Annotated in this window: 24 protein-coding genes; 15 read left to right on the top strand and 9 right to left on the bottom strand. The window is 74.8% G+C overall.

The genetic code is table 11. The features are described 5' to 3' along the window. Positions 1 to 72 precede the first annotated feature (72 nt). From allB to ABZW10_RS17550, 6 genes are all read left to right on the top strand, one after another. Positions 73 to 1,449: an allantoinase AllB gene (gene allB / locus ABZW10_RS17525; protein WP_355365875.1), complete on the top strand. Its 1,377-nt coding sequence runs from the start codon at positions 73 to 75 to the stop codon at positions 1,447 to 1,449. A gap of 525 nt (positions 1,450 to 1,974) precedes the next feature. Then, complete coding sequence (locus tag ABZW10_RS17530; RefSeq protein ID WP_355365878.1) at positions 1,975 to 2,754, top strand: IclR family transcriptional regulator C-terminal domain-containing protein; 780 nt, start codon at positions 1,975 to 1,977, stop codon at positions 2,752 to 2,754. 207 nt (positions 2,755 to 2,961) lie between these two features. Beyond that, positions 2,962 to 3,876, top strand: a complete 915-nt coding sequence (locus tag ABZW10_RS17535; protein ID WP_355365881.1) for a metal-dependent hydrolase — start codon at positions 2,962 to 2,964, stop codon at positions 3,874 to 3,876. 195 nt (positions 3,877 to 4,071) lie between these two features. Next, positions 4,072 to 5,160: a PDR/VanB family oxidoreductase gene (locus tag ABZW10_RS17540; RefSeq protein ID WP_355365884.1), complete on the top strand. Its 1,089-nt coding sequence runs from the start codon at positions 4,072 to 4,074 to the stop codon at positions 5,158 to 5,160. Positions 5,161 to 5,174: 14 nt separating this feature from the next. Continuing rightward, positions 5,175 to 6,125, top strand: a complete 951-nt coding sequence (locus tag ABZW10_RS17545; protein WP_355365887.1) for a M24 family metallopeptidase — start codon at positions 5,175 to 5,177, stop codon at positions 6,123 to 6,125. Next, positions 6,122 to 7,921, top strand: a complete 1,800-nt coding sequence (locus ABZW10_RS17550) for an SDR family oxidoreductase (protein ID WP_355365890.1) — start codon at positions 6,122 to 6,124, stop codon at positions 7,919 to 7,921. Before ABZW10_RS17545 ends, ABZW10_RS17550 begins: the two co-directional genes overlap by 4 nt. Before the next feature lie 63 nt (positions 7,922 to 7,984). Here the strand turns inward: ABZW10_RS17550 and ABZW10_RS17555 are convergent, their stop codons facing one another. Together ABZW10_RS17555 and ABZW10_RS17560 are read right to left on the bottom strand one after the other, a co-directional pair. Continuing rightward, the gene (locus ABZW10_RS17555) at positions 7,985 to 8,425 is read right to left on the bottom strand and encodes a PIN domain-containing protein (RefSeq protein ID WP_355365893.1); all 441 of its coding nucleotides are present in this window, start codon (positions 8,423 to 8,425) and stop codon (positions 7,985 to 7,987) included. After that, entirely contained in the window at positions 8,422 to 8,700 is a 279-nt protein-coding gene (locus ABZW10_RS17560; RefSeq protein WP_355365896.1) for a CopG family transcriptional regulator, read from the bottom strand. Before ABZW10_RS17560 ends, ABZW10_RS17555 begins: the two co-directional genes overlap by 4 nt. A gap of 144 nt (positions 8,701 to 8,844) precedes the next feature. Between ABZW10_RS17560 and ABZW10_RS17565 the strand changes: the two genes are divergently transcribed. After that, positions 8,845 to 9,762 (top strand): SDR family oxidoreductase, encoded by a 918-nt coding sequence (locus tag ABZW10_RS17565; protein WP_355365899.1) that lies wholly within the window; start codon positions 8,845 to 8,847, stop codon positions 9,760 to 9,762. Here the strand turns inward: ABZW10_RS17565 and ABZW10_RS17570 are convergent. Next, positions 9,753 to 10,799 carry a WYL domain-containing protein gene (locus tag ABZW10_RS17570; protein WP_355365902.1) on the bottom strand — a complete coding sequence of 349 codons (1,047 nt, stop codon included), beginning with the start codon at positions 10,797 to 10,799 and terminating at the stop codon, positions 9,753 to 9,755. The two genes, ABZW10_RS17565 and ABZW10_RS17570, sit on opposite strands and share 10 nt — an antisense overlap. Before the next feature lie 119 nt (positions 10,800 to 10,918). Here ABZW10_RS17570 and ABZW10_RS17575 point away from each other — a divergent pair, with 119 nt between their 5' ends. After that, on the top strand, positions 10,919 to 11,137 hold the full coding sequence (locus tag ABZW10_RS17575; protein ID WP_355365905.1) for a cold shock domain-containing protein: 219 nt from the start codon (positions 10,919 to 10,921) through the stop codon (positions 11,135 to 11,137). Positions 11,138 to 11,216: 79 nt separating this feature from the next. Then, positions 11,217 to 11,873 carry a LysE family translocator gene (locus ABZW10_RS17580; RefSeq protein WP_355365908.1) on the top strand — a complete coding sequence of 219 codons (657 nt, stop codon included), beginning with the start codon at positions 11,217 to 11,219 and terminating at the stop codon, positions 11,871 to 11,873. Between the two features lie 25 nt (positions 11,874 to 11,898). Here the strand turns inward: ABZW10_RS17580 and ABZW10_RS17585 are convergent, their stop codons facing one another. Then, entirely contained in the window at positions 11,899 to 12,192 is a 294-nt protein-coding gene (locus tag ABZW10_RS17585; RefSeq protein WP_355365911.1) for a hypothetical protein, read from the bottom strand. A gap of 180 nt (positions 12,193 to 12,372) precedes the next feature. Here ABZW10_RS17585 and ABZW10_RS17590 point away from each other — a divergent pair, with 180 nt between their 5' ends. Further along, positions 12,373 to 12,669, top strand: coding sequence for a hypothetical protein (locus ABZW10_RS17590; RefSeq protein WP_355365914.1), 297 nt, complete (start codon positions 12,373 to 12,375; stop codon positions 12,667 to 12,669). An 11-nt stretch (positions 12,670 to 12,680) separates the two neighbouring features. Here ABZW10_RS17590 and ABZW10_RS17595 read toward each other — a convergent pair whose 3' ends face one another. The 4 genes from ABZW10_RS17595 to ABZW10_RS17610 all read right to left on the bottom strand — a co-directional run bounded on the left by ABZW10_RS17595 (position 12,681) and on the right by ABZW10_RS17610 (position 17,920). Continuing rightward, entirely contained in the window at positions 12,681 to 13,910 is a 1,230-nt protein-coding gene (locus ABZW10_RS17595) for an XdhC/CoxI family protein (RefSeq protein WP_355365917.1), read from the bottom strand. A 190-nt stretch (positions 13,911 to 14,100) separates the two neighbouring features. Continuing rightward, positions 14,101 to 16,473: a xanthine dehydrogenase subunit D gene (gene pucD, locus ABZW10_RS17600; protein WP_355365920.1), complete on the bottom strand. Its 2,373-nt coding sequence runs from the start codon at positions 16,471 to 16,473 to the stop codon at positions 14,101 to 14,103. Further along, complete coding sequence (locus tag ABZW10_RS17605) at positions 16,470 to 17,030, bottom strand: (2Fe-2S)-binding protein (RefSeq protein ID WP_355366057.1); 561 nt, start codon at positions 17,028 to 17,030, stop codon at positions 16,470 to 16,472. Before ABZW10_RS17605 ends, pucD begins: the two co-directional genes overlap by 4 nt. Beyond that, positions 17,027 to 17,920, bottom strand: coding sequence for an FAD binding domain-containing protein (locus ABZW10_RS17610; RefSeq protein WP_355365923.1), 894 nt, complete (start codon positions 17,918 to 17,920; stop codon positions 17,027 to 17,029). The genes ABZW10_RS17605 and ABZW10_RS17610 overlap by 4 nt, the downstream gene beginning before the upstream one ends. A 372-nt stretch (positions 17,921 to 18,292) precedes the next feature. Here ABZW10_RS17610 and ABZW10_RS17615 point away from each other — a divergent pair, with 372 nt between their 5' ends. Continuing rightward, entirely contained in the window at positions 18,293 to 19,903 is a 1,611-nt protein-coding gene (locus ABZW10_RS17615) for a helix-turn-helix domain-containing protein (RefSeq protein WP_355365926.1), read from the top strand. 104 nt (positions 19,904 to 20,007) lie between these two features. On the opposite strand, the gene ABZW10_RS17620 is transcribed toward ABZW10_RS17615, so the two are convergent. Continuing rightward, on the bottom strand, positions 20,008 to 21,132 hold the full coding sequence (locus tag ABZW10_RS17620; RefSeq protein ID WP_355365929.1) for an alpha/beta hydrolase-fold protein: 1,125 nt from the start codon (positions 21,130 to 21,132) through the stop codon (positions 20,008 to 20,010). Between the two features lie 372 nt (positions 21,133 to 21,504). Here ABZW10_RS17620 and ABZW10_RS17625 point away from each other — a divergent pair, with 372 nt between their 5' ends. The 4 genes from ABZW10_RS17625 to ABZW10_RS17640 are packed head-to-tail and all read left to right on the top strand — an operon-like array spanning position 21,505 to position 25,593. Then, a complete protein-coding gene (locus ABZW10_RS17625; RefSeq protein ID WP_355366060.1) occupies positions 21,505 to 22,518 on the top strand; it encodes a substrate-binding domain-containing protein in 1,014 nt (337 codons plus the stop codon). After that, complete coding sequence (locus ABZW10_RS17630; protein ID WP_355365932.1) at positions 22,515 to 23,555, top strand: ABC transporter permease; 1,041 nt, start codon at positions 22,515 to 22,517, stop codon at positions 23,553 to 23,555. Before ABZW10_RS17625 ends, ABZW10_RS17630 begins: the two co-directional genes overlap by 4 nt. Beyond that, positions 23,552 to 24,490: an ATP-binding cassette domain-containing protein gene (locus ABZW10_RS17635; protein WP_355365935.1), complete on the top strand. Its 939-nt coding sequence runs from the start codon at positions 23,552 to 23,554 to the stop codon at positions 24,488 to 24,490. Before ABZW10_RS17630 ends, ABZW10_RS17635 begins: the two co-directional genes overlap by 4 nt. Before the next feature lie 41 nt (positions 24,491 to 24,531). After that, a complete protein-coding gene (locus ABZW10_RS17640; RefSeq protein WP_355366063.1) occupies positions 24,532 to 25,593 on the top strand; it encodes an ROK family glucokinase in 1,062 nt (353 codons plus the stop codon). The last annotated feature ends 81 nt before the right edge of the window (positions 25,594 to 25,674 follow it).

A 25,674-nucleotide genomic window follows, 5' to 3' on the forward strand; every position in this document is an offset into this window, starting at 1 on the left:
CTGTCGAAGGCGGGCCTAGGCTCCGGGCCGTCCTTCGATCCACCCGCCCTCGTCCAGGCTTCGGAGGTCCCCGTGCCCCTGGGTGAAACCGTGGTGATCCGCTCCCGTCGGGTGGTCCTGCCGGACGGCGAACGCCCCGCAGACGTACTGGTCCGCGACGGGAGGATCGCGCGGATCGCCGCGCACGGCTCCTTCCCGGCCGACGGTGCCCCGACGGCCGACCTGGGTGGGACCGCCCTGCTGCCCGGCCTGGTCGACACCCACGTGCACGCCAATGAGCCCGGTCGCACCGAATGGGAGGGCTTCGCCGCCGCCACCCGGGCCGCTGCGGCCGGCGGCGTCACCACCCTCGTCGACATGCCGCTCAACGCGGTTCCCCCCACCACCACGACCGCCGGCCTGGCGGCCAAGCGGAAGGCCGCCGAGGGTCGGGCCTGGGTGGACCTCGGCTTCTGGGGCGGGGCCGTCCCCGAGAACCTGGCCGACCTCGAACCCCTGCACCGTGCGGGCGTGTTCGGCTTCAAGTCCTTCCTCGCGCCGAGCGGCGTCGAGGAGTTCCCGCACCTGGACGCGGCCGGACTGGAGGCCGCGCTCGCCGAGCAGGCCCGGCTCGGCGCGCTGGCGGTCGTCCATGCCGAGGACCCGGCCGTGCTGGCCGCGGCACCGTGGCAACCCGGGGTCCGCTACCGGGACTTCCTCGCCTCCCGCCCCGCCGCCGCCGAGACCGCCGCCGTCGCCCGGCTGCTGGCGGCGGCTCGCCGCACCGGCGCCCGGGTGCACGTCCTGCACGTCTCCTCGGCGGGGGTGCTGCCACTGCTGCGCCGGGCCCGCGCGGAGGGCGTCGACGTTTCCGCCGAGACCTGCCCGCACTACCTCACCCTGGGGGCGGAGGAGGTCCCGGACGGCGGCACCGCGTTCAAGTGCTGCCCGCCGATCCGCGAGGAGGCCAACCGCGAGGCGCTCTGGGCGGCCCTGGCGGCGGGGGAGTTCGCCGCCGTGGTGTCCGACCACTCGCCGTCCACGCCCGACCTCAAGTTACTTCCCGCGCACGGCGGCAGCGGGGACTTCGCGGCGGCCTGGGGCGGCATCGCCTCGCTCCAGCTGGGCCTGCGGGCCGTCTGGACCGAGGCGCGGCGGCGCGGCCACACCCTCGCCGACGTGGTCCGCTGGATGTCCGCGGGGCCGGCCCGGCTGGCCGGCCTCGACGGGCGGAAGGGCGCCATAGCGGTCGGCCACGATGCCGATCTGGTCGCCTTCGACCCGGACGGCGAGTTCACCGTCCACGCCGCCGAGTTGCACCACCGCCACCCGGTGACCCCGTACGCGGGCCGTACTCTCACCGGTGCCGTGCGCACCACCTGGCTGCGCGGCCGCGTGGTGGACCTTGCCGGCGAGCCCTTCGGCGTCCAGCTCCACCGCCCCGGTTCCGCCCCGGCCCAGTGCGGGTGACCGCGCCCGCGGCCGGGGCGAATCGGCCCAGGTGCGGTCGGCGACGATCGTCCGCACCAGCTGCACCGCGGTCACGGACCGTCTGCGGTCCGCTGCTGCGGCGGGCGCCCGGAGGCCGCCTGGTCCGGCGAGTGCTTGACGGCCTTCCCGTACAACACCGGGCTGTCGGTTCGCCGCCGGCCCGGCGGCCCGCCGGTCGACGGGCCGTGGGGCGCCGGCGCGATCGGGGGGCACGGTGGTGTTCTGCGAGTGGCCAGGCGTGCCGGCGGGACGGGCTTCGGCTTCCGCGACCTCGCGGTTTCGGAGACCCGGGTCGGTACGGGCAGCAACGACCCCGTGGTGCCGCACCGCTGATCACCCGTGACCGCAAGGGGGTATGAGGGGGCGCGGTGGGGCATATGCCAGTCAAGTGTTCCACCGGGCCTGCCCGAATATCCCGCGAGGAGGCGATGGCGGCGTCCGCCGGTCGATAGGCTGGACCCTACCCGCCGGTCACGCCGCGGGGGGACATCGGAAGGGGACGACATGTCGACACCAGCCCCGGGCCGTCACGCCGTACCGGAGCAGGGCGTGCCCGGTTCGTTCGCCTCCCTGCAGCACGCCCTCAGACTGCTGGAGGCGGTCGACCGGCACCCCGGCGGTGCCACCCTGGTCACCCTGGCGAGGGAGACGTCCCTGGGGCTGCCGACGGTCCGCCGGCTCGCGGAGATCCTGGAGATCGAGGGCTACCTGGCCTGCCAGGACGGTGGTTGGGTGCTCGGCGGGACGTTCGCGCTGCTCGGCCAGCACAACCGGGAGCAGCTGGTCCGCGCCCGGCTGGACAGCAAACTCGCGCAGCTGCGGGACGAGTTGGGTGCCGCGGTGTACTTCGGCCGGTATCACGAGGGGGAGTTGTCGGTCGAGGCGGTCTCGGCGTCGGACGACGCTCCGGCGGTGCAGGAGTGGGTGGACTTCCGCGCCACCGCGCACGCGAGTGCGATCGGCAAGTGCCTGCTCGGCCAGCTCGACCACGACGCGCGCCGCGACCACCTCTCCCGCCACCCGGTGGCCCGGCTCACCTCGCGGACGGTCACCGACGCCGACCAGTTGATGCACCGGCTGGAGCGCCAGCCGGCCACCGTGCCGGTGCTGGACATCCAGGAGTACGCCCTCGGCACGGTCTGCGCGGCCGTCCCGGTGACCGCCGGCAGCACGGTCGGCTGCCTGGCCACCTCGATGCCGGTGGACAACGTGCACCGGCTGAAGGCGGCGGCCGAACTGCTCGCTGCCCGCGCCGCGCCGCTGATGCTCGCGATGGCGGTCTGACCGGACCGCGTGCCCAGGGACCCCGCTCCGGCGGGGTCCTCGTGTTTCCGGGAGGCGGTTCGCCGGGCGGCCGGGCGTGGGGCCCGTGCCGGGGACACTTATTAGACTCGATGTCGATAAGGCGTGCCGAAGCCCTTGTGGCGAGGGCTACCCGCGAGTACGTTGTGCCGGGTCGAGCCGCCACCCGCAGGTCAGGAGGGCCCTCCCATGCCCAGCCCCACCCCCGTCCCGGCCCTCGCCGCACCCGCCGCCCGGGTGCACGAGGGCCTCGTCCTGGAACCCCGCGACGTCCACTTCGACTGGGCCGGTCTGCCGCTGCACTGGATCCCCGACGAGCCGATGGCCACCCACGTCATCAACGTCCTGCACCTGCTCCTGCCCGAGGGCGAGCGCTGGTTCGTCAAGGTCTTCAAGGAGGCCCTGCCGATGGTCCGCGACGAGCAACTCCGGGAGGAGGTCCTGGGGTTCATCGGCCAGGAGGCCATCCACGCCGAGGCGCACCAGGAGGTCCTCGAACACCTGCTCGGCCAGGGCCTCGACCCGCGCCCCTACGTGCGCCAGATCGCCTGGCTGTTCCAGCGGGTGCTCGGCGACAAGCCCGGCCTCTCGGCCGCCCGGCAGCGCGAGAACCTCATCGAGCGGGTCGCCTTCGTCGCGGCGATCGAGCACTTCACCGCCTTCCTCGGCAACTGGGCGCTCAACTCGCCGGGCCTGGACCGCGCCAAGGCCGACCCGACCATGCTCGACCTGCTGCGCTGGCACGGGGCCGAGGAGGTCGAGCACCGCAGCGTGGCCTTCGACCTGATGGTGCACCTCGACCCCGGCTACGCGCGCCGGATCCGCGGCATGCTGGTCTCCGGGCCGCTGCTGGTCCACCTCTGGGTGCGCGGCGCCCGCTTCCTGCTCGCCGCCGACCCCACCCTCGACGGCCGGCTCAAGCCCACCTGGCGCGAGGCCGGCCGGATCGCCCGGCGCGGTCTGCTGCCCGACCCGGTCCGGTCGCTCCGCTCCGGCCTGCGCTACCTGCGCCCTGGCTACCACCCCACCCAGGAGGGCTCTTCCAGCCAGGCCCTCGGCTACCTCGCGACCTCCCCGGCCGCCCGCGCCGCCGCCGGCCGCTGACCGCCGGAGCCGACGGTCGAGCGCCGACCGAGAACGGCTGACGGCCGACAGGTAGCAGATGACAGCTGACAGATTTCAGCTGACGTTATCTGTCAGCTGTCAGCTGTCAGTCGTCAGCTGTCAGCTGTCAGGCCCCCAGCCCCCAGCCCCCAGGACCCGAGCCCGTACCACCCGAGCCCCCAAGGACCCCGCCGGATGGACCTGCGCACCCCGCCCCCCGACCTCTACGGCCGTCCCCGCGCCGACACCTTCTTCCGCTTCCTCACCGCGTTCGGCGACCGCTACAGCCCCGCCCTCGGCGGCCCGCTGCTGCGCCGCAACCCGCGACGCCCCCTCAGCCGCCCGGCCACGGCGCTCCACCTGGTCGTCACCGCCCGCCGGGCCGTCGCCGCCGACGCCGTCGAGCTGACCCTCGCCGACCCCTCCGGCGGCCTCCTCCCGGCCTGGCAGCCCGGCGCCCACCTGGGCCTCACGCTCCCCTCCGGCCGCCGGCGCCACTACTCGCTCTGCGGGGACCCCGCCGACCGCTCGGCCTACCGGATCGCCGTGCGCCGCCTGCCCGATGGTGGCGGCGGCTCCGTCGAGATCCACGACAGCGTGCACCCCGGTACCCGGCTCACCGTCCGCCGCCCGCGCAACGGCTTCGCCTTCTGCGCCGAGCCGGCCGTGCTGCTGCTGGCCGGCGGCATCGGCGTCACCCCGCTGCTCCCGATGGCCCGCGAGGCCCAGCGGCACGGCCTGGACTGGCAGTTGGTCCACGCCGGCCGCGGCGCCGACACCCTCCCGTTCGCCGCCGAACTGCGCGCCCTCGACCCCCGCCGGGTCCACCTGCGCACCGACGAGGAGCACGGTGCCCCGCCCACCGGCGCGGAACTGCTCGCCCACGCCCCCCGCGGCGCCGCCGTCTACTGCTGCGGCCCGGCCCCGATGCTCGCCGCCGTGCAGCGCGCCCTCGACGCCTCGCCCGCCGCCTCCCTGCACTTCGAACGCTTCGGCGCCGCCCCGGTCACCGGCGGTGAGCCGTTCACCGTCCGCCTCGGCACCGACGGCCCCGAGCTGGCCGTCCCCGCCGACCGCTCCGCCCTGGACGTGCTCCGCGAGGCCCGCCCCGACCTCGCCTACTCCTGCAAGCAGGGCTTCTGCGGCACCTGCGAGGTCCGCCTGCTGGCCGGCACCCCCGACCACCGCGACCGCCGCCTCACCCCCGACCGGCGCGCCGCCGGCGCCCTGCTGCCCTGCGTCTCCCGCGCAGCCGAGGGCGAGACCCTCGTGCTCGACGTCTAGAAGGGACCCCCGCCGTGCCGAGCACCTCCGCCACCCCCGTCTTCCCGTTCACCGAGCGCGACCTCGCCCGCTTCCGCGAGACCCAGCAGCTCGCCTACGACTGCGCCGAGCAGGTCGCCGCCTGGATCGAACCCGGCGTCACCGAACGCCAGGCCACCGCCGAACTGCGCCGCCGTCTGGTCGCCGCCGGGGTCCAGGACTTCTTCCACATCCCGTTCGCCTGGTTCGGCGACCGGACGGCGTTCCGCCACTTCCACACCCCGCTGCAGTTCTTCGCCGGCAACCGCCGCCTCCAGGAGGGCATGCCGTACGTGCTGGACTGCGCGCCCGTCGTCGACGGCTACACCGCCGACATCGGCTTCGGCGGCAAGGTCGGCGAGAACCGCGTCTGGGACCGCCTCGCCGCCGACCTGCGGGTCTACCGCGAGCTGATCCTCGACGAGGTCCGCGCCCGCAGGCCGCTCGCCGAGGTGTACGCGGCCGTCGACGCGCAGATCGAGGCGCACGGCTACGACAACCGCCACCGCGTCTACCCGGGCCGGGTGATCGGCCACCAGGTCACCCGGACGACGGCCCGCGGCCCGGCCGGGGTGAACGTCTTCGGCTTCGGCGTGCGCACCCTCCAGACGCTCGGGCGCGAACTCGTCAGCGAGCGCCTGCACGGCCGTTCCCCGCTATGGGCGGACGGCCGGTCCTCCCGGCACGCTCCCACCCCGGGCCTGTGGGCGGTGGAGCCGCACATCGGCTTCCGCGAGGTCGGCATCAAGTTCGAGGAGCTGCTGGTGGTGACGGAGGACGACGCCTACTGGCTCGACGACGACCTCCCGCACGTCCGCCGCTGGAATACTGCCCCCACCGCGACCGGGACCGGCCCGACCGGCACCGGCCCGACCGCGGCCGGCCGGACCAGTCCCGGCCCGACCGTGACCGAGCCCACCGCCGCCCCCGAGGGAGCCGTCCGATGAGCACCCCCACCCGCCGCCGCACGGTCCACTCCGGAGGCCTGCCGCTCGCCGTCCACGAGCAGGGCGACCCGGCCGCGCCCACCGTCCTGCTGGTCCACGGCTACCCCGACACCCACGCCGTCTGGGACGACGTCGCCGCCGACCTCGCCCGCGACCACCACGTGGTCCGCTACGACGTGCGCGGCGCCGGCGCCTCCGGCGTCCCCGCCGACCGGGCCGGCTACCGCCTCGACCAGCTGGCCGCCGACCTGTTCGCCGTCGCCGACGCCGTCAGCCCGGACCGCCCGGTGCACCTCGTCGCCCATGACTGGGGCTCGCTGCAGTCCTGGGAGGCCGTCACCGCCCCCGGCGCCGAACGCCGCCTCGCCTCCTACACCACCATGTCCGGCCCCTGCCTGGACCACACGGGCTTCTGGCTTCGCGAGCGCCTGCGCCGCCCCACCCCGCGCCACCTGAGGCAACTGCTCGCCCAGGGCGCCCACTCCTGGTACATCACCGCCTTCCACCTGCCCTTCCTCGCCCCCGGCGTCTGGCGGCTCGGCCTCGCCCGGGCCTGGCCGCGGGTGCTGCGCGACCTGGAGGGCGTCACCCCGCGCCCCGGTCACCCGCAGCCCAGCCTGCGGCGCGACGCGGTGCGCGGCATCGAGCTCTACCGGGCCAACATGCGCCCCACCCTGCGCAACCCGCGCGAACGACCCACCGAGGTGCCGGTCCAGCTGATCACCCTCACCGAGGACCACTACGTCGGCGGTTACCTCTTCGAGGGCCTGGAGCGCTGGGTGCCCAGGCTGACCCGCCGCACCCTGCGCGCCACCCACTGGTCCGCGCTGCTGGAGAAGGGAGCCACCGTGGCGGCCATGGTCCGCGAGCACGTCACCCGCACCGAGGCCGGCGACGGCGCCGCGTCCGCCGCGTCCGCCGCGTCCGCCGCATCCGCCGCGTCCGGAGCGTCCGGAGCGTCCGGAGCGTCCAGTGCACCCACCGTCGACGACGGCCGGCTGGTCGTCGTCACCGGAGGCGGCAGCGGCATCGGCCGGGCCACCGCGCTCGCCTTCGCCGAGGAGGGCGCCCGGGTGGTGGTCTGCGACCTCGACCTCGACGCGGCCCGCCGCACCGCCGAACTCGCCGGCCTGCTCGGCCCGACCGCGCACGCCTACCGCGTCGACGTCAGCGACGGCGCCGCCGTCGACGCCTTCGCCCAGCAGGTGGCCGCCGAGCACGGCGTGCCCGACGTGGTCGTCAACAACGCGGGCATCGGTCACTCCGGCACCTTCCTGGAGACCACCGAGAAGGAGTGGCAGCGGGTCCTGGACGTCAACCTCTGGGGCGTCATCCACGGCTGCCGCGCCTTCGGCACCCTGATGGCCGAACGCGACGAGGGAGGCCACATCGTCAACCTCTCCTCGGCCGCCGCCTACCTGCCGTCCAAGGCGCTCACCGCCTACGCGACCAGCAAGGCCGCCGTCTTCATGCTCTCCGACTGCCTGCGCGCCGAACTCGCCGGCCACGGCATCGGCGTCTCCACCATCTGCCCCGGCATCGTCAACACCAACATCACCCGCACCTCCACCTTCTCCGGTACCACCGCCGACGAACAGGCCGCCAAGCAGGCCCGCGCCGCCCGCCTCTACGCCCGCCGGGGCTTCCCGCCCGAGAAGGTCGCCGCCGCCGTCCTCGCCGCCGTCCGCACCGGCAAGGCCGTCGTCCCCGTCACCCCCGAGGCCAAGGCCGCCCGCTTCCTCAGCCGCCTCGCCCCGGGCCTGCTGCGCCTGGCCGCCCGCCTCAACGTCACCTGAGTGGAGGTGACGAGACCCGGGGTGCGGTGTGACACCGCGTACCCGGGGGCGGTGAAGGGCGACTCACAGGTCGAAGGGCAGGATCCGGAAGGCCTTGTGCTCGGTCGTCAGGGGGCGGAGGGCGCGGAAGTCCCGTTGATCGAGCGTCAGGATCGCATCCGTCCGGAATTGCGCGGCCAGGGCGACGTTGACGGCGTCCGTCAGGTCAAGGCGCAGGCCGAGATGCCGGGCCCGAACGGCCTGCGCCGCTTCCAGAATCTCGGCGGTGATCTCGGGCATCACCGCTCGTCCGGACCGAACCCGTTGCAGGACGTCGTTCACCGCGCCGAGTGCGGCGCCGAATCCCAGGATTCGCCGGGCGAGGTGATCGAGTTCGCTCAGCAGCACAGGGGATATGACCAGGAGGCCCGAGCGGTCCAGTACCTCGCGTGCGGCGGGGCCGGTCGGGTGGCTTTCGTCGAGGGCGGCGAGCAGGCCCGACGTGTCCGCCACCACGACGATCACGCAGCGCCCCGCTCTTGCCCGGGCGGGACGGCGGCCTGCTTCGTCTGCTCGTAGGCCGCTGCCCTTTCTGCCCAGACGTCGTCCTCGGTGGCCTCACCGATCGGCTGGTAGGTCCGGCTGAAGAACGGTTCGTCCCAGGTGCGCCTGGACATCGCCGCGAGGTGGATCCCCTCCCGGATGATCTCGGCCTCCGCTATCCCATCCCGGGCCGCCGCCTCCTTGATCACGGCAAGATCCTCGGCTTCGACGTAGACGGTCGTGCGCTTGAGAGCCATATGCGTATGGTACCGCTGCCATATGTCCCGGGGCTTCGGTGGATCGTGGATCGGTCCCGGAATCCCGACAGGAGGTGTCGGGATTCCGGGGGAGCATCGGTGGTGACGGGTGGAGACACCACCGGACGCGAGGAAGGGCGAGGGATGACGGAGCAGCCGCTGAAGGGCAAGGTCGCGCTGGTGGCGGGGGCCACCCGGGGGGCCGGGCGGGGGATCGCGGTGGCGCTGGGGGCCGCCGGGGCGACCGTGTACGGGACGGGGCGCAGCGCCGGGGGGCACCGGGGCGAGTACGGGCGCGCGGAGACCCTGGAGGAGACGGCCGAGCTGGTCACGGCGGCCGGCGGGCACGGCATCGCGGTGCGCGCCGACCACCTGGTGCCCGCCGAGGTCGCGGCGGTGGCCGCGCGGATCGAGGCCGAGCAGGGCGGGCTGGACGTCCTGGTGAACGACATCTGGGGCGGCGAGCACCTGTTCGGGTGGGAGGAGCCGGTCTGGGAGCACGACCTGGACAAGGGGCTGCGGCTGCTGCGGCTGGCCGTCGAGACGCACGCGATCACCAGCCACCACCTGCTGCCCCTGCTGCTGCGCCGCCCCGGCGGGCTGGTGGTGGAGATGACCGACGGCACCGCCGAGTACAACGCCACCCGCTACCGGAACTCCTTCTTCTACGACGTCGCCAAGGCCGCCGTGCTGCGGATGGCCTTCGCGCTGGGGCACGAGCTGGGCCCGCGCGGGGCGACGGCGGTGGCGCTGACGCCGGGGTGGATGCGTTCGGAGATGATGCTGGAGCACTTCGGCGTCACCGAGGCGACCTGGCGCGAGGCGACGGCGGCCGAGCCGCAGTTCGGCATCTCGGAGTCCCCGGCGTACGTCGGGCGCGCGGTGGTGGCGCTGGCCGCCGACCCGGGGGTGGCGCGGTTCAACGGTGGTTCGTTCTCCAGCGGCGGGCTGGCGCTGGAGTACGGCTTCACCGATCTGGACGGCAGCCGGCCGGATTCCTGGCGCTACCTGGTGGACGTGGAGGCGGCGGACGGCCCCGTCGACCCGGCCGGCTACCGCTGAGGCGGGCCGTAGCGGGCGGCGGTGCGGGCCGCGGCCTCGGCCAGCCGCCGCCGCAGCTCCGGCGGTTCGAGGACCTCGGCCTCCGGTCCGAGCCGCAGCAGTTCCTCGTAGCCGACGTCCAGCGACTCCACGGGCAGCCGGACCGTCACCCAGCCGTGCGCGTCCGGTGGTCCGGCGGTGGCCAGCGCCTCCTGGACGGCGACCGGTTCGAGCAGGTGCGGCAGCCGGTCGAGGCCGTAGGGGCTGAGCCGGACGGTCACCCGCTCGCGCAGCAGTGAGCGGGCGAACCCGGCGGCCTTGGCGTCCCAGAACGCGGCGAGGTCGAACGCCTCGTCGCGCCGGAACGGCCGGTCGGCCAGCGCTTCGGCGGCGGCCAGCCGGTCGACCCGGTAGACCCGGTGGGCGGCGGCTCCGTCGTCGTCGGGCCGGGCGACCAGGTACCAGGTGCCCGCTTTCAGCACCAGCCCGTACGGCCGCAGCACCCGCATCCGTTCGACCGCGATCGCGTCCGCGTCGGCCGCCGGGGCCCCGGCCGAGGCCGAGGCCGCCTCCGGGCTGGCCCCGGGACGCCGCCGGTAGCCCGCCCGCAGCAGCCGCCCGCCCCACACCGCCCGCGCGACCTCGGCCAGCAGCGGCGGCACGGGCGCGTCGCGGAACCAACCGGGCGCGTCCAGGTGGAACCGCCGGGCCCCGGCGGCCGGTGCCTCGCCGAGTTCGCCGGCCACCTTGAGCCGGGCGGCCAGCGCCGGATCGGCGAGGCCCATGTCCCCGAGCGGACCGGGCAGTCCGGCCAGCAGCAGCACCTCCGCCTCGGCGCGGTCGAGGCCGGTCAGCCGGGTGCGGTAGCCGTCGAGCAGCCGGTAGCCGCCGGCCCGCCCGCGGTCGGCGTACACCGGGACGCCGGCCTCGGCCAGGGCCAGCACGTCACGCTGCACGGTGCGCTCGGAGACCTCCAGTGCGGCGGCGAGTTCGGCGCCGGTCATGCTGCGGCGCGCCTGGAGCAGCAGGAGCAGCGAGATCGCCCGGGCGGTGCGCATCGGCGGGCCGTCCTCCCGTAGGTCGGGGCCGGGGCGCGCGCCCGGCCGGTTCAGCACCGATCATGGGTGCCGGGGGGTGTGCGGGCCCACGCGCCCATCACCGGAATCGAGGAGACCCGATGGCCACCGGCACCGTGCAGTCCTACCACGCGCACCACGGGTACGGTCTGATCACCCCCGACGACGACGGTCCGCCGCTGTACGTGTACTTCGACTCGATCCTGACGGCCGGCGGGGGCGACGGTGACCGGGTGCTGACCGAGGGTCAGCGGGTGGAGTACGACCCGACCGAGCAGGAAGGGCGCCGGGTCGCCGAGCGGGTGCGCCGGTCGGCCTGACCGGCCGCCGTTTTCCTGAGAATCCGCAGGTCAAAAACCGGTGCGGCCGACGATCCGTCCCCCCGTACGATGAGGGTCCATGGAAATGACGACTGCTCTCTGGTCCTTCGCCCTCGTCGTGGGACTGCTGACGCTCACCCCGGGGCTGGACACCGCCCTGATCCTGCGGACATCGGCCCTGGGCCACCGGCGACAGGCCTGGGGCGTGGTGCTCGGCATCCAGACCGGCACGCTGCTCTGGGGGACGCTCACCTCCGCCGGGGTGACGGCGCTGCTCACCGCCTCCCGGGTCGGCTACGAGGTGCTGCGCTGGGCGGGCGCCGCGTACCTGGTGTGGATGGGGATCGGGATGATCCGCGCCCGGGCCGGGGGCGGCGACGCGGACGCGGACGGGGACGAGCAGGCGCAGGGGGCGGCCGAGGAGAAGGCCCCGGCGGGCGGACTGGCGTCCGGGTGGCGGCGCGGCCTGCTGACCAATCTGCTGAACCCCAAGGTGGGCGTCTTCTACGTGGCGGTGCTGCCGCAGTTCATCCCGGCGGGGGTCCCGCACTTCGCCGCCGGGGTGGCGTTGACCTGCGTGCACGTCGTGGAGGGCCTGCTCTGGTCGCTGGTGCTGGTGGGCTTCGCCCGGGTGCTGCGCGGCTGGCTGCGCCGTCCGGCGGCGCGCCGGGCGATGGACCGGGTGACCGGTGTGGTGGTGGTCGGGTTCGGCGTGAAGCTCGCGGTCTCCGACTGACGCGGCGGGGCGGGTCTTCGGGGGCTCAGCGGCCCAGCCGCCGCAGGCCCTCGGCCAACTGCTCCGGGTCCATGCAGATGTGCATGTCGACATGGGCGTTGAACTCCAGCCAGAAGGGCTCGCAGACCGCCACCACGGCGGCCTCGTCGGGCACGTCCACGACGATGATCTGACAGCGCCGGCCGTGGCGGGGGAAGGCGTAGGCGGCCTCGGGCTTGAGGTCGGCCATGATCCGGCCGAACTTCTCCGCGACGGCGCCGCCGGCGACGGCCCCGTTGGCGGTCTGGGTGTCGAGTTCGATCTCCAGCAGCACACGCATGGCGGTGCCCCTTCCCGGGCTCGGGCGAGTCCTCGTCTCCAGCCTCCCGCCGCCGCGCGGGGCCCGCAATTCACCCGTTCGGCGGTACCGGGTTGGCCGACGCGGCGGCGAGCGGGCTGCACTGGGAGGCACCGAGCGGCGACGGACCGTCGGGCCGTCGGCAGGAACAGGAGCCGCCCCATGGCGATCATCGCGGTGCTCGACCTCCCCGGGGTGACCCTGGAGCAGTACGAGGAGGCGGTGGACCGGCTGACCGGCGGCGCCGGCCTGAACCGGCCCGAGGACTGGCCGGTGCGCGGCCTGCTGCTGCACGCGGCCGGTCCGACGGAGGACGGCGAGGGCTGGCACGTCACCGATGTCTGGGAGTCGCGCGAGGCGTACGAGCACTTCGCGGCGGTGCTGATGCCGATCCTGCGCGAGGTCGGTGTGCCGACGGCCGCGCCGCTGATCTGCGAGGCCTACAACGTCGTGAGCTGAAGCCGCACCGCTCAGGCGGCGTGCGGCTCACCAGGGCCCTCCACCCGGCCCTTCGCCCGGCCCGCCACCCGGCCCTCCGCCGGACCGTCCACCACCGCGGCGTGGTCGTGGTCGTGGTGGATCGGCCCGTCCCCGGAGCTCAGCGGCAGGCAGCCGCCGCCCCGCCGGTGCGCGACGATCTCGGCGGCGACCGAGACGGCCGTCTCCTCGGGGGTACGGGCGCCGAGGTCGAGGCCGATGGGGGAGTGCAGCCGGGCGAGTTCGGCGTCGGTCAGCCCGGCCTCGCGCAGCTTCGCCTCCCGCTCGCGGTGGGTGCGGCGCGAGCCCATCGCCCCGACGAAGCCGAGCGGCAGCCGCAGCGCGCGCTCCAGCAGCGGGAGGTCGAACCTGGCGTCGTGGGTGAGCACGCAGAGCACCGTGCGGCCGTCCAGCCGGTCCAGCTGGGAGTCCAGGTAGCGGTGCGGCCAGTCGACGACGACCCGGTCGGCCTCGGGGAAGCGCCGCTCGGTGGCGAAGACGGGCCGGGCGTCGCAGACGGTGACGTGGTAGCCGAGGAACCGGCCGATCCGCACGACCGCCGCGGCGAAGTCGATCGCACCGAACACCAGCATCCTCGGCGCGGGCACGTACGACTCGACGAACAGGGTGACGGTGCCCCGCCCGCGCTCGTCGCAGGGGCGCCCGTCGAGGCCGAGGACGAGCCGGCCGGTGCGGCCGGCGTCGAGCAGGGCGCGCGTTTCGGCGACGGCGGCCCGGTCCAGCGCGGTCGACACCGCGGGGGCGGGCGCGAGGGCGCCGTGGTGGCCGTCGGCGGTGACGGCGAGGGTGGCGCCGAGCAGTCCGGCCGGTCCGGCGACGACCCGGGCGAGCGCCACGGGGGTGCCGGCGGCGATGAGCGCGATGCCGGCGTCCAGCGCCGGGTCCGCGCCGGGCACGACCGGCTGGACGAGGACGTCCAGGGCGCCGCCGCAGGTCAGTCCGACGGCGAAGGCGTCCTCGTCGCTGTAGCCGAACCGTTCCAGCACCGGTTCGCCGGAGGCGAGGGCGGCCCGGCACAGCTCGTAGACGGCCCCTTCGACGCAGCCGCCGGAGACGCTGCCGACGGCCTCGCCGTGCGCGTCGACGGCGAGCGCGGCGCCCGGGTCGCGCGGCGCGCTGCCGGTGACCCCGACGACGGTGGCCACGGCGAACGGGCGGCCGGCCGCGTGCCAGGCCAGCAACTGCTCGGCGATGTCCTGCATGACGGGAGCTCCTTCGCGCTGTCGAGGGTGGGCGAACCGGGCCGCCGGGGGCACCGCCGCCGTACGGGAGAACGATCCCGTACGGCGGCGGGCACCCGGGCGGCCAGGTCGCACCGTCCCGGCACCGGCCGTCCGGCGCCCGCACCGTCCCCGCGCCGTACGCTGCCCGGCGCCCACGGCCTCGCCGCGCCTACGCCGTCCCGGGCCGTTCGGTGGTCAGGTGCTCGGGCCGCACCGGGATCCGGTTCAGGGCCAGCCCGGTGGCCGCGCGGACGGCCGCCACGATCGACGGCGTGGCCGAGACGGTCGGTGCCTCGCCCACCCCGCGCAGCCCGTACGGGGCGTGCGGGTCGGGCAGTTCGAGGATCTCGACCGGGATCGGCGGGGTGTCCAGGATGGTCGGGACGAGGTAGTCGGTGAAGGAGGCGTTGCGCACCTTCCCGTCCCGCAGGACGATCTCCTCCATCACCGCGAGCCCGAGCGCCTGGGTGCAGGCGCCCTGGATCTGGCCGACCACCGCGAGCGGGTTGACCGCCCGCCCGACGTCCTGGACGGCGCTCAGCTCGACCACCTTGACCAGCCCCAGTTCGACGTCCACGTCGACCACCGCGCGGTTGGCGCAGAAGGAGTACTGGACGTGGCCGAAGCCCTGCCCGGTCTCCGGGTCGAACGGGGCGGTGGGGCGGTGGCGGTGCTCGCGGGTCAGGTCGATCGCCTCGTCGCCGAGCAGGTCGGCGATGGGGACCAGCGGCCCGGCCGACGCGGAGACGACCTTGCCGTCGGCGAGCGTGAGGTCGTCCCCGGTCCAGCCGTAGCGGCGCCGGCCGCGCTCGATCAGCTCCCGCCGCACGGCCTCGGCGGCCAGCTTGACCGCGCCGCCGGTCATGTAGGTCTGCCGGGAGGCGGAGGTGGAGCCGGCCGAGCCGATCCGGGTGTCGGCGGGCTGGATGGTCACCTGCTCGACGCCCAGCTCGGTGCGGGCGATCTGCGCGTGCACGGTGACACCGCCCTGGCCGACCTCGGCCATCGCCGTGTGCACCAGGGCGACCGGCTCGCCGCCGATCACCTCCAGCCGCACCCGCGCGGTGGAGTGGTCGTCGAAGCCCTCGGAGAAGCCGACGTTCTTGATGCCGACCGAGTAGCCGACGCCGCGCACGACGCCCTCGCCGTGCGAGGTGTTGGACAGCCCGCCGGGCAGCCGGCGCAGGTCGGGGTCCCGCGCCTCCAGCGGCGGGGGCAGCGGCATGTCCTTGACCCGCCGCAGCAGTTCGGCGACCGGCGCGGGCGCGTCGATCTCCTGGCCGGTGGGCATCCGGTCGCCCTGCCGCACGGCGTTGAGCTGCCGGAACCCGACCGGGTCCATGCCCAGTTCGGCGGCCAGCCGGTCCATCTGGCTCTCGTAGCCGAACGCCGCCTGCACCGCGCCGAAGCCGCGCATCGCCCCGCAGGACGGGTTGTTGCTGTACAGCGCGAGGGCGTGCATCCGCACGTTCGGGATCACGTACGGGCCGTTGCCCAGCGAGGCCGCGTTGCCGACCACGGCGGGGGAGGTGGAGGCGTACGCGCCGCCGTCCAGCACGATCCGGGCGTCGGAGTAGACCAGCCTGCCGTCCCGGGTGGCGCCATGCTCGTAGGTCATGCGCGCGGGGTGGCGGTGGACGTGGCCGAGGAACGACTCGTCCCGGGAGTAGACGATCTTGACCGGTCTGCCGGTGCGCAGCGCCAGCAGGCAGGCGTGGATCTGCATCGAGAGGTCCTCCCGGCCGCCGAACGCCCCGCCGACTCCGGCCAGGGTGAGCCGGACCTTCTCCTCGGGCAGCCCGAGCACCGGCGCCATCTGCCGGCGGTCCGCGTGCAGCCACTGGGTGGCGACGTAGAGGTCGACGCCGCCGTCCTCGGCCGGCACCGCCAGCCCGGACTCCGGGCCGAGGAAGGCCTGGTCCTGCATGCCGACCTCGTAGCTGCCGCGGACCACCACGTCCGCCATCGCCCGCACCTCGTCGGTGACGCCCAGGCCGTGGACCAGCCGCTGCTCGTGGCAGATGTTGCCGTGGGCGTGCGAGCGGTACTCGTGCGGCTCGTGCACGTAGCCGTACGTCCGCGGGTCGAGGCACTGCTCCTCGGTGACGATCGGGGTGAGCACCTCGTAGTCGACCTCGATGTTCCGGGCCGCGCGCCGGGCGGTCTCCGGGTGGTCGGCGGCGACGAGTGCGACGGGCTCGCCGTGGTAGCGGATCCGGTCGATCGCCAGGGCCGGCTGGTCGGGGACGTCCAGCCCGTAGTACTTCTCGCCGGGGATGTCCTCGTGGGTGAGCACCGCGAACACGCCGGGCACGGCGAGCGCCCCGGAGACGTCGACGGAGCGGATGTTCGCCCGGGCGTGCGGCGAGCGCAGCGTCGTGCCCCAGAGCATCGACTCGTGCCACAGGTCGGAGGAGTACGCGAACTCGCCGCGCACCTTCAGCGTGCCGTCCGGGCGCAGCGGTGAGCCGCCGACACCGTGCGGGCTGCTCTGCCGGATGTCCTGCAGGTTCTTCTCGCCCTGCACGGTCCGCGCGCTCATCCGGTCACCGTCCCCTCGGTCCGGTCCGCCCGGTCCGCCCGGTCCGCCCGGTCCGCCCGGTCCGCCCGGTCGGCCCCGGCCCCCCGGCCCGCGCGGGTGCGGGCGGCGGCCAGCCGCACCGCGTCCATGATCGTCTCGTAGCCGGTGCACCGGCACAGGTTGCCCGACAGCGCCTCGCGGATGTCCGCGTCGCACGGCCGCGGGTCCCGGGCCAGCAGCGCGTCGGTCTGCACCAGCAGGCCGGGCGTGCAGAAGCCGCACTGGACGGCGCCGGCGTCCAGGAACGCCTGCTGGACGACGCCCAGCCCGCCGTCCCGCGCGCCGAGGCCCTCGACGGTGCGCACCTCGCGGTCCTGGACCTGACCGGCCGCGACCAGGCAGGCGCAGACCGGCAGGCCGTCCAGGTAGACCGTGCAGGAGCCGCACTCGCCCTGCTCGCAGGCGTTCTTCGAGCCGGGCAGGCCGAGGCGCTCGCGCAGCACGTACAGCAGGCTCTCGCCCTCCCACACGTCGTCGGCCTCGACCGGCCTGCCGTTGGCGGTGAACGTGACCCTCATGCCCATGCCGCGCTCCCGGTCCGCTCGCGGTAGTCGTTCCAGGCCCAGGTGAGCGTGCGCCGCGCCATCACGGCGAGCGCGTGGCGCCGGTAGTCGGCGCTGCCCCGGACGTCGTCGATCGGGTCGGCGGCGGCGGCGACCAGCTCGCCGAACCGCCGGAGCTCCTCGGCGCCCGGCGGCTCGCCGCTGTCCCACCGGCCGCGTTCGGCGAGCACCTCCCGCAGGTACTGCTCGGCCTCGACGGCGCGCCGCGGGGTGGGGGCGGCCGAGCCGAGGCCGGTGCCGACGGTGCGGGTGCGCGGGTGCAGCGCGAGGGCGAACGCGCAGACCGCGATCACCATCGCGTTGCGGGTGCCGACCTTGGAGAACTGCTGCGGGCCGTCGGCGACCGGGATCCGCACGGCGCGGATCAGCTCGTCGGGTTCCAGGGCGTTGCGCTTCACCCCGCGGTAGAAGTCGTCGATCGGGATCAGCCGGGTGCCGCGCACCGAGTCCGCTTCGACGAGCACGTCCCGTCCGGCCGCCAGCAGCGGCGGGTGCGCGTCGCCGGCCGGCGAGGCGGCGCCCAGGTTGCCGCCGACGCTGCCCCGGTTGCGGATCTGCGGGGAGCCGACGGTGCGGGCGGCCAGCGCCAGACCGGGCAGCGGCCCGGACAGCTCGCCGATGATCCGGCTGTAGGGGACGGCGGCGCCGAGCCGGACCACCGCGCCGTCCCGCGACCACTCGGCGAGCTCGCCGACGCGGTTCAGGTCGAGGACCGCGGGCGGCCGGCGCAGACCGAAGTTCAGCTCGACCATGACGTCGGTGCCGCCGGCGACGGGCAGCGCGGCCGGGTGCTCGGCCTTCGCCGCGAGCGCCCCGGCCCAGTCGGAGGGGCGAAGGAACTCCATCCGGATGCCTCCTCACGTCGTCCCGTCCCGGCCCGGCAGGATCCGGCCGCGGGGCGTGTCCGGCACTGTCCGGCCAGTGAACCCGGTGACCTCCGCCGGGGGCAGTCACCGATGGCATGAATCCCCGGCGGCCGTGCCGTCCGGCATCCTGTACGTTCCTCCAAGGGGCCCGCGCGCGGGACGGCCGCCGCGGCCCGGCGTCCCCGCGGTCCCACCTACGACCGTAGTCCGCCCGTGATTCCCCGGCCACGGCCCGCGACCCGGGCACCCCGCGGACGTCACGCCGAGCACGGATGTTCGGGCAGACTGTGACCGCGGACCGAGCGCTCGGACCACCCCCACCCCACCCCCTGCCCCTGAAGGAGCCCGCGGATGCGTGTCCGTGACCTGCTCGCCCCCGGCGCCCCGCGCCTGCGCCTGCTCGCGGCCGAGGAGGAGCTGGACCGGCAGGTCAGCGGTGTGATGACGACCGACCTGCACGACCCCGGGCGGTACCTGCACGGCGGCGAGCTGGTCCTCACCGGCATGCTCTGGCGCACCGCCCCGGCCGACTCCGAGCGCTTCGTGCGCACCCTGGCCGCCGGCGGCGCGGTCGCCCTGGCGGCCGGCGAGGCCGAGGTCGGGCCGGTCCCCGAGGACCTCGTCGAGGCCTGCCGCCGGCACCGGATGCCACTGCTCGCCGTGCCCGACGACATCGCCTTCGGCACCGTCACCGAGTTCGTCGGCCGCCAGGTCTCCGCCGACCGGGCCGCCGACCTGGCCGCCCTGGTCGACCGGCACCGGCTGCTGGTCTCGGCGGCCGGCGGCGGGGGCCTGGACGCCGTGCTCGACCTGCTCGGCGGCGACCTCGACCTCGACTGCTGGGTGCTCGGCCCGACCGGCGCGGTGATCGCCGGCCCCGCCGACCGGCTGCCCGCCGGGGACCGCGACCAGCTGGTCCGCGCCCACCTCACCGCCCGCCGCCAGCACCGCCGCCCCCCGCACCGGGTGCGCCTGGCGGCTGGCACCTACTCGCTGCTGCCCGCGCCCGCCGCCGCGCCGGCGCCGTCCACGCCGGCCCCGTCCCCGCTCGCCGACTGGGTGCTCGTGGTCGCCGGCGACGTCACCGAGTGGACCGCCAAGCGCCAGCAGCTCGCCGAGAACCTCGCCCGGCTGGTCGCCGCCGAGCGCCACCGCCGCGACGAGGGCCGCCGGCTGCGCCGCCGTCTCGCCGACGAGCTGCTCGCCTTGCTGCGGCGCGACGCCGAGCCGGCCGAGATCGGCCGCACCCTGTACGCGTCCTCGGCGATGACCGCCCGCGACGAGGGCCCCGGGTCGGGGGCGACGGCGGCGGCCGGCGCCTGGCTGGTGCTCAGCGCCGAGGGCGCCGGCCTGCCCGAGGGCGCGGTGCGGGCCGTCCTGGAGGAGGCGCTGGACGGTGCTGCCGACCGCGCGCTGGTCGCCGGCGCCGGGACCGGCGCGGTGGTGGTGATGCCCGCGCCGCAGGACGGCCCGGTGGCCGCCGAGGCGCTGCGCGAGCTGCTGGCCCCGCTGGAGGCCGGGCTCGGCGCGGAGGGCCGGATCACCCTCGGCGTCTCCGCCCCCGCCCGCGAGGCGGCCGGCCTGCGCGGCGCGCTGGAGGAGGCCCGGCACGCCGGCCGGATCGCCGCCTCCCGGGCCGGCCGGGTCCGGGTGGCCGGGCCGGAGGAGCTGGCCTCGCACGTGCTGCTGCTGGCGGCCGTGCCGGACGAGGTCCGCCGGGCCTTCCGCAGCCGGCTGCTGGACACCGTGATCGCCTACGACCTGGAGCACCAGGGGGACCTGGTCCGCACCCTGGAGGCGTTCCTGCGCTCGGACGGCTCGTGGACCAGGTGCGCCGCCCAGCTGCACGTCCACGTCAACACGCTGCGCTACCGGATCGGCCGCATCGAGGAGTTGACCGGCCGCGACCTTTCCCGCCTGGAGGACCGGGTGGACTTCTACCTGGCGCTGGAACTCGCCTAGCCGCCCGGCGGGAACGACGGCGGCCCCGGAGCGCGAGGACGCTCCGGGGCCGCTTCGCCTCGAACGGGCCGGCCGGGCCGACCGGTCCGACCGGTCCGACCGGGCTACTGGACCGGGATGACGCCGGTCATCCACTCGAAGACGCCCGGCACCATGTCCTTCCACACGTCGCTGGAGTGCGGGCCGGTGGTCTCGACCACCTGCACGGTGGTGGGCGCCTTGGCGGCGGCGGCGATCGCCTGGCCGTCCTCGTAGCCGTCGCCCTTGTTGCCGGAGACGTACAGCGAGACCTTCGGCGGCTGGGCGGAGCCCTTCAGGATGTTGACCGGGTTGTTGGCCTCGCGCAGCTTGGCGTCCTTGCCGACCAGCGAGTCCTTCTCGGTCGCCGGGTCGTTGTAGCCGGAGAGGCTGACGCCGGCCCGGTAGCGGTTCGGGTGCGCCAGCGAGAGCTTGGCGGCGCAGTGGGCCCCCGCCGAGTAGCCGGCGATGCCCCAGCGGTCGGCGGACGGGTCGGCCCGGAAGTTGTCCAGGATCATCTGCGGCACGTCCCGGGTCAGCCAGGTGTCCGCGTTGACCTTGCCCGGCACGTCGGTGCAGCCCGCGTCGGTGTGGTTGCCCAGCAGCAGGGTGCGCGGGGAGACCAGGATGAACGGCGCCACCTTGCCCTGCTGCATCAGCGGCTTCAGCTGCTCGGAGACCTTGAGCGTGCCGTACCAGGTGGAGGAGGAGCCCGGGTAGCCGGGGATCAGCTCGACCACCGGGAACTTCTTGTCCTTGAACGCCGGGTCGTTGTACTGCGGCGGCAGCCAGACCAGCACCTCGCCGTCGACGCCGGACAGCTGGCCCTTGAGGTCGGTCTTCTGGACGTCGCCCGGCACCTTCGGGTCGTCCACGCCGCGGAAGGACTGCTGGACCTTGTTGGCCGCCGGGTGGGCCGCGTCGCCCGCCGGCGCACCGCCCCCGCCGCCCGCCGGGGCCGCGGTGCCCTGGCCCGCCGCGGCCGGCTCCTGCGGCGGGACGGGGGGCACGGCCCGCACGTGGTTGCCGGTGCCGAGCAGGTCGTCCCAGTTGCCGTAGATGAGGTTGGCGTTGTTGACCATGACGAACACCATGACCACCGCGGTGACCTGGCAGAACACCAGCATGGCGAGCCTGGACAGGACGCGCACCGGCTCGGGGCCCTTGACCCGGCCCCAGAACCACATCGCCACCGCGATGGAGATCGGCACGAGAACGACCGTGCAGATGAAGAATGGCGTACCTGTCAGTTGCATGAAGTTCTCGTATCCGGGTTCGAAGCCGCCCGGGCCCCACTCGCCCGGACCGCCACCTCAATGGCATCAGACGGCCTGAAACGGGGATCGGTTGCCGTCGGAATCTGTGCGGAACCTGAGAGGAACATCACGTTCACGCGAAGCCCCCCTTTTCGGGTCCGCCCTAGTCTGCCATCCTGGCGGGCTCCACCCGGACGCCGTACTCAGCGGACTCCCAGGAATCCCCCCGCGGGGCACGATACCGTCCGGACGGATCGGCCCGCCGGGCGAGGCGGTGCGAAGGCGCGTCCGCGGGGAAGCGAGACTATGGGGATGAGCACAACCCGCATGAGTCCCGTCCGCCGGCTGAGGCCCGCCGCCGCCGCGCTGGCCGTCCTGGCCTTCACGGTCGCCGTCGCCGGCTGCAGCAGCACCGGAGGCAGACGCGCCGAGGAGGCCCGCGCCAAGGCCGCAGCCGCCGCCGGCGGCGCCGTCACCACCCCCCGCTGGAAGGTCGCGATGGTGACCCACGCGGGCGCCGGCGACGCCTTCTGGGACACCGTGCGCAAGGGCGCCGAGCAGGCCGCCGCCAAGGACAACATCACCTTCCTGTACTCCAACGACGCGCAGACCCAGAACCAGGTCCAGCTCGTCCAGGCCGCCATCGACCAGAAGGTCGACGGCCTGCTGGTCACCCTCGCCAAGGGCGACGCGATGGCCGACGTGCTGGCCAAGGCCAAGGCCGCCGGCATCCCGGTGATCACCATCAACTCCGGCCAGGAGTTCTCCGCGAAGTTCGGCGCGCTCACCCACATCGGCCAGGACGAGGTCACCGCCGGCCGGGCCGCCGGCGGCGCGCTGTCCGAGCGCGGCCGCAAGAACGTGCTCTGCGTGATCCACGAGCAGGGCAACGTCGGCCAGGAGCAGCGCTGCTCCGGTGCGCAGAGCACCGCCGGCGGCGCCTTCCAGGTGCTGTACGTCGACGGCGTCAACATGCCCGACGCCCGCGCCGCGATCTCCGCCAAGCTGCAGGCCGACCCGGCGATCGACACCGTGCTGACCCTCTCCGGCCCGATGGCCGCCACCGGTCTGCAGGCGATCCAGGACGCCCGCCGCCCGGTCGAGCTCGACACCTTCGACCTGGGCACCCAGGTGGTGGCCGGCCTGAAGGCGGGCACCGTCGGCTTCGCCGTCGACCAGCAGCCCTACCTCCAGGGCTACGAGGGCGTCGACCTGATCTGGCTCTACCGCTTCAACCTCAACATGCTCGGCGGCGGCCAGCCGGTGGCCACCGGCCCGCAGATCCTCACCAAGGAGAACGCGGACGCCCTCGCCGAGTACGTCGCGAGGGGGACCAGGTGAGCAGCACCGACGTCCTGGCCGCCGGGCGCCGGGAGCGCCCGGCCGCGCTGCGCCGACTGGCCGGCCGGCCGGAACTGGGCGCGCTGATCGCCGCCGCCGCGGTCTTCCTGGTCTTCGCCGCCGTCGCCGAGCCGTTCCTGCGGGTCTCCTCGCTGGGCACCGTGCTGTACGCGGCCTCCACCATCGGGATCATGGCCGTGCCGGTGGCGCTGCTGATGATCGGCGGCGAGTTCGACCTGTCGGCGGGCGTGCTGGTCACCACCGCCGCGCTGACCTCCTCGATGGTCTCCTACCAGCTCACCGCGGTGACCTGGGTGGGCGTGCTGGTCTCGCTGGCCGTCACGCTGGCGGTCGGCCTGTTCAACGGCTGGATGCTGGCGCGCACCAAGCTGCCCAGCTTCATCGTCACCCTCGGCACCTTCCTGATGCTGACCGGTGCCAACCTCGGCGTCACCAAGCTGGTCTCCGGCACCGTCTCCACCAAGCCGATCTCCGACATGCAGGGCTTCGCCTCCTGCCGCTGGCTGTTCGCCTCCGAGGTCACCGTCGGCGGGCTGACGATCAAGGCGACCGTGTGGTGGTGGCTGGGCCTGCTGCTGGCCGGCAGCTGGGTGCTGCTGCGCACCCGCTTCGGCAACTGGATCTTCGCGGTCGGCGGGGACGCGGCCGCGGCCCGCGCGGTGGGCGTCCCGGTCGCGCGGACGAAGACCGTGCTCTACCTGTTCGTCGGCTTCGGCGCCTGGGTGCTGGGGCAGCACCTGCTGTTCTCCTTCGACACCGTGCAGTCCGGCGAGGGCGTCGGCAACGAGCTGATCTACATCGTCGCGGCCGTCATCGGCGGCTGCCTGATCACCGGCGGCTACGGCTCGGTGGTCGGCTCCGCGCTGGGCGCGCTGATCTTCGGCATGGTCAGCAAGGGCATCATCTACGCCCAGTGGAACCCCGACTGGTTCAAGTTCTTCCTGGGTGCGATGCTGCTGCTGGCCGCCCTGCTGAACTCCCTGGTCAAGCGCCGTGCCGAACGGGGGCCCCGATGACCTCGCCCACCGAGTCGGCCTCGCCCGCCGCGCCGACCCCGCCCGCCGAGCTGCTCGCGCTCACCGGCGTCGGCAAGACCTACGGCACCGTGCGCGCCCTGGAGGACGTCTCACTGACCCTGCGGGCCGGTGAGATCAGCTGCGTGCTCGGCGACAACGGCGCCGGCAAGTCCACCCTCATCAAGATCATCGCCGGGCTGCACCGGCACGACGAGGGCACCTTCACGGTGGGCGGCGAGGAGGTCCGCCTGGACTCCCCGCGCCAGGCCCTGGACCGCGGCATCGCCACCGTCTACCAGGACCTCGCCGTGGTGCCGCTGATGCCGGTCTGGCGCAACTTCTTCCTCGGCTCCGAGCAGGGGTACAAGCGCTGGGGCGGGCTGCGGATCGACGCCGACGGCATGCGCGCCACCACCCGCCGGGCGCTCGCCGACATGGGCATCGACCTGCCCGACGTCGACCGCCCGATCGGCACCCTGTCCGGCGGTCAGCGCCAGTGCGTGGCCATCGCCCGTGCCGTGCACTTCGGCGCCAAGGTGCTCGTCCTGGACGAGCCGACCGCCGCGCTCGGCGTCAAGCAGTCCGGGGTGGTGCTCAAGTACGTCACCGCCGCCCGGGACGCCGGCCTCGGCGTGGTGCTGATCACCCACAACCCGCACCACGCGTACCTGGTCGGGGACCACTTCACCCTGCTCAAGCGCGGCCGGATGGCCGGCAGCCACCCCAGGGCGGAGATCGGCCTCGAACAGCTCACCACCGAGATGGCCGGCGGCTCCGACCTCGCCGAGCTCTCCCACGAGCTGTCCCGGGCCGACGCCCCCGGTCCCGGCCCCGCCGGCCCGACCGCAGGTCCCGTCGCCCCGACCGCCGATCCGACCGCCGGCCCGACCGCCGGCCCGACCACCGATCCCGGCAAGGAGCGTCCGCAGCCGTGACCAGCCCCCACGGCGGCAACCGGCCGCCGGTCCTGCCCACCCTGCTCGGCCTCGGCCCGCGCGCCGAGCGCCGCCGCCGGGCGCTTCCCGCCGGCGTGCTGCGGCTGCCGACCATCGGCGTCGACATCGGCGGCACCAAGGTCGTCGCGGGCGTGGTCGACGGCGAGGGCAAGGTGCTGGAGAAGCTGCGCACCGACACGCCCCACAAGTCCAAGAGCCCCAAGGTGGTCGAGGACGTCATCGTCGAGCTGGTGCTGGAGCTCGCCGACCGGCACGACGTGCACGCCGTGGGCATCGGCGCGGCCGGCTGGGTCGACGCCGAGCGCTCCACCGTGCTCTTCGCCCCGCACCTCAACTGGCGCGGCGAACCGCTGCGGGAGGCGCTCAGTGCCCGCCTGCGGTTCCCGGTGATCGTCGAGAACGACGCCAACGCCGCCGCCTGGGCCGAGTGGCGCTTCGGCGCGGGCCGGGGCGAGGAACACATGGTGATGCTGACCCTCGGCACCGGCATCGGCGGCGCCGTCGTCCGCGACGGCTACGTGGACCGGGGCAAGTACGGGCTGGCCGGCGAGTTCGGGCACATGCAGGTGGTGCCGGGCGGCCACCGCTGCCCGTGCGGCAACCGCGGCTGCTGGGAGCAGTACTCCTCCGGCAACGCGCTGGTGCGCGACGCCCGCGAGCTGGTCGCCGAGGAGTCCCCGGTGGTCCAGCCGCTGCTGGCCCGGGCCGGCGGCGCCGTCGAGGGCATCACCGGCCCGCTGGTCACCGAGGCCGCCCGGGCCGGCGACCCGACCGCCACCGAGCTGCTCTACGAGGTCGGCACCTGGCTCGGCGTCGGCATCGCCAACCTGGCCGCCGCCCTCGACCCGGGCCGCTTCGTCATCGGCGGCGGCGTCTCCGAGGCCGGCGACCTGCTGCTCGGCCCGGCCCGGGACACTTTCCGCCGCACCCTCACCGGCCGCGGCTTCCGGCCCGAGGCGGCCATCGTGCACGCCGCGCTCGGCAACGAGGCCGGGCTGGTCGGCGCCGCGGACCTGGCCCGCCAGGTCGCCCGGCGCTTTCGCACCATCAAGCGGCGGCGGGTGGAGCGCGCCGTGCCGTAGCGGCGGGGCGGGTGACAGCCGGCGAGTAACGGATAACAGCTGACAGATAACAGATGACGTTATCTGTCAGCTGTTATCTGT

Source organism: Kitasatospora sp. NPDC004723, from assembly GCF_040609255.1.
Taxonomy (GTDB): domain Bacteria; phylum Actinomycetota; class Actinomycetes; order Streptomycetales; family Streptomycetaceae; genus Kitasatospora.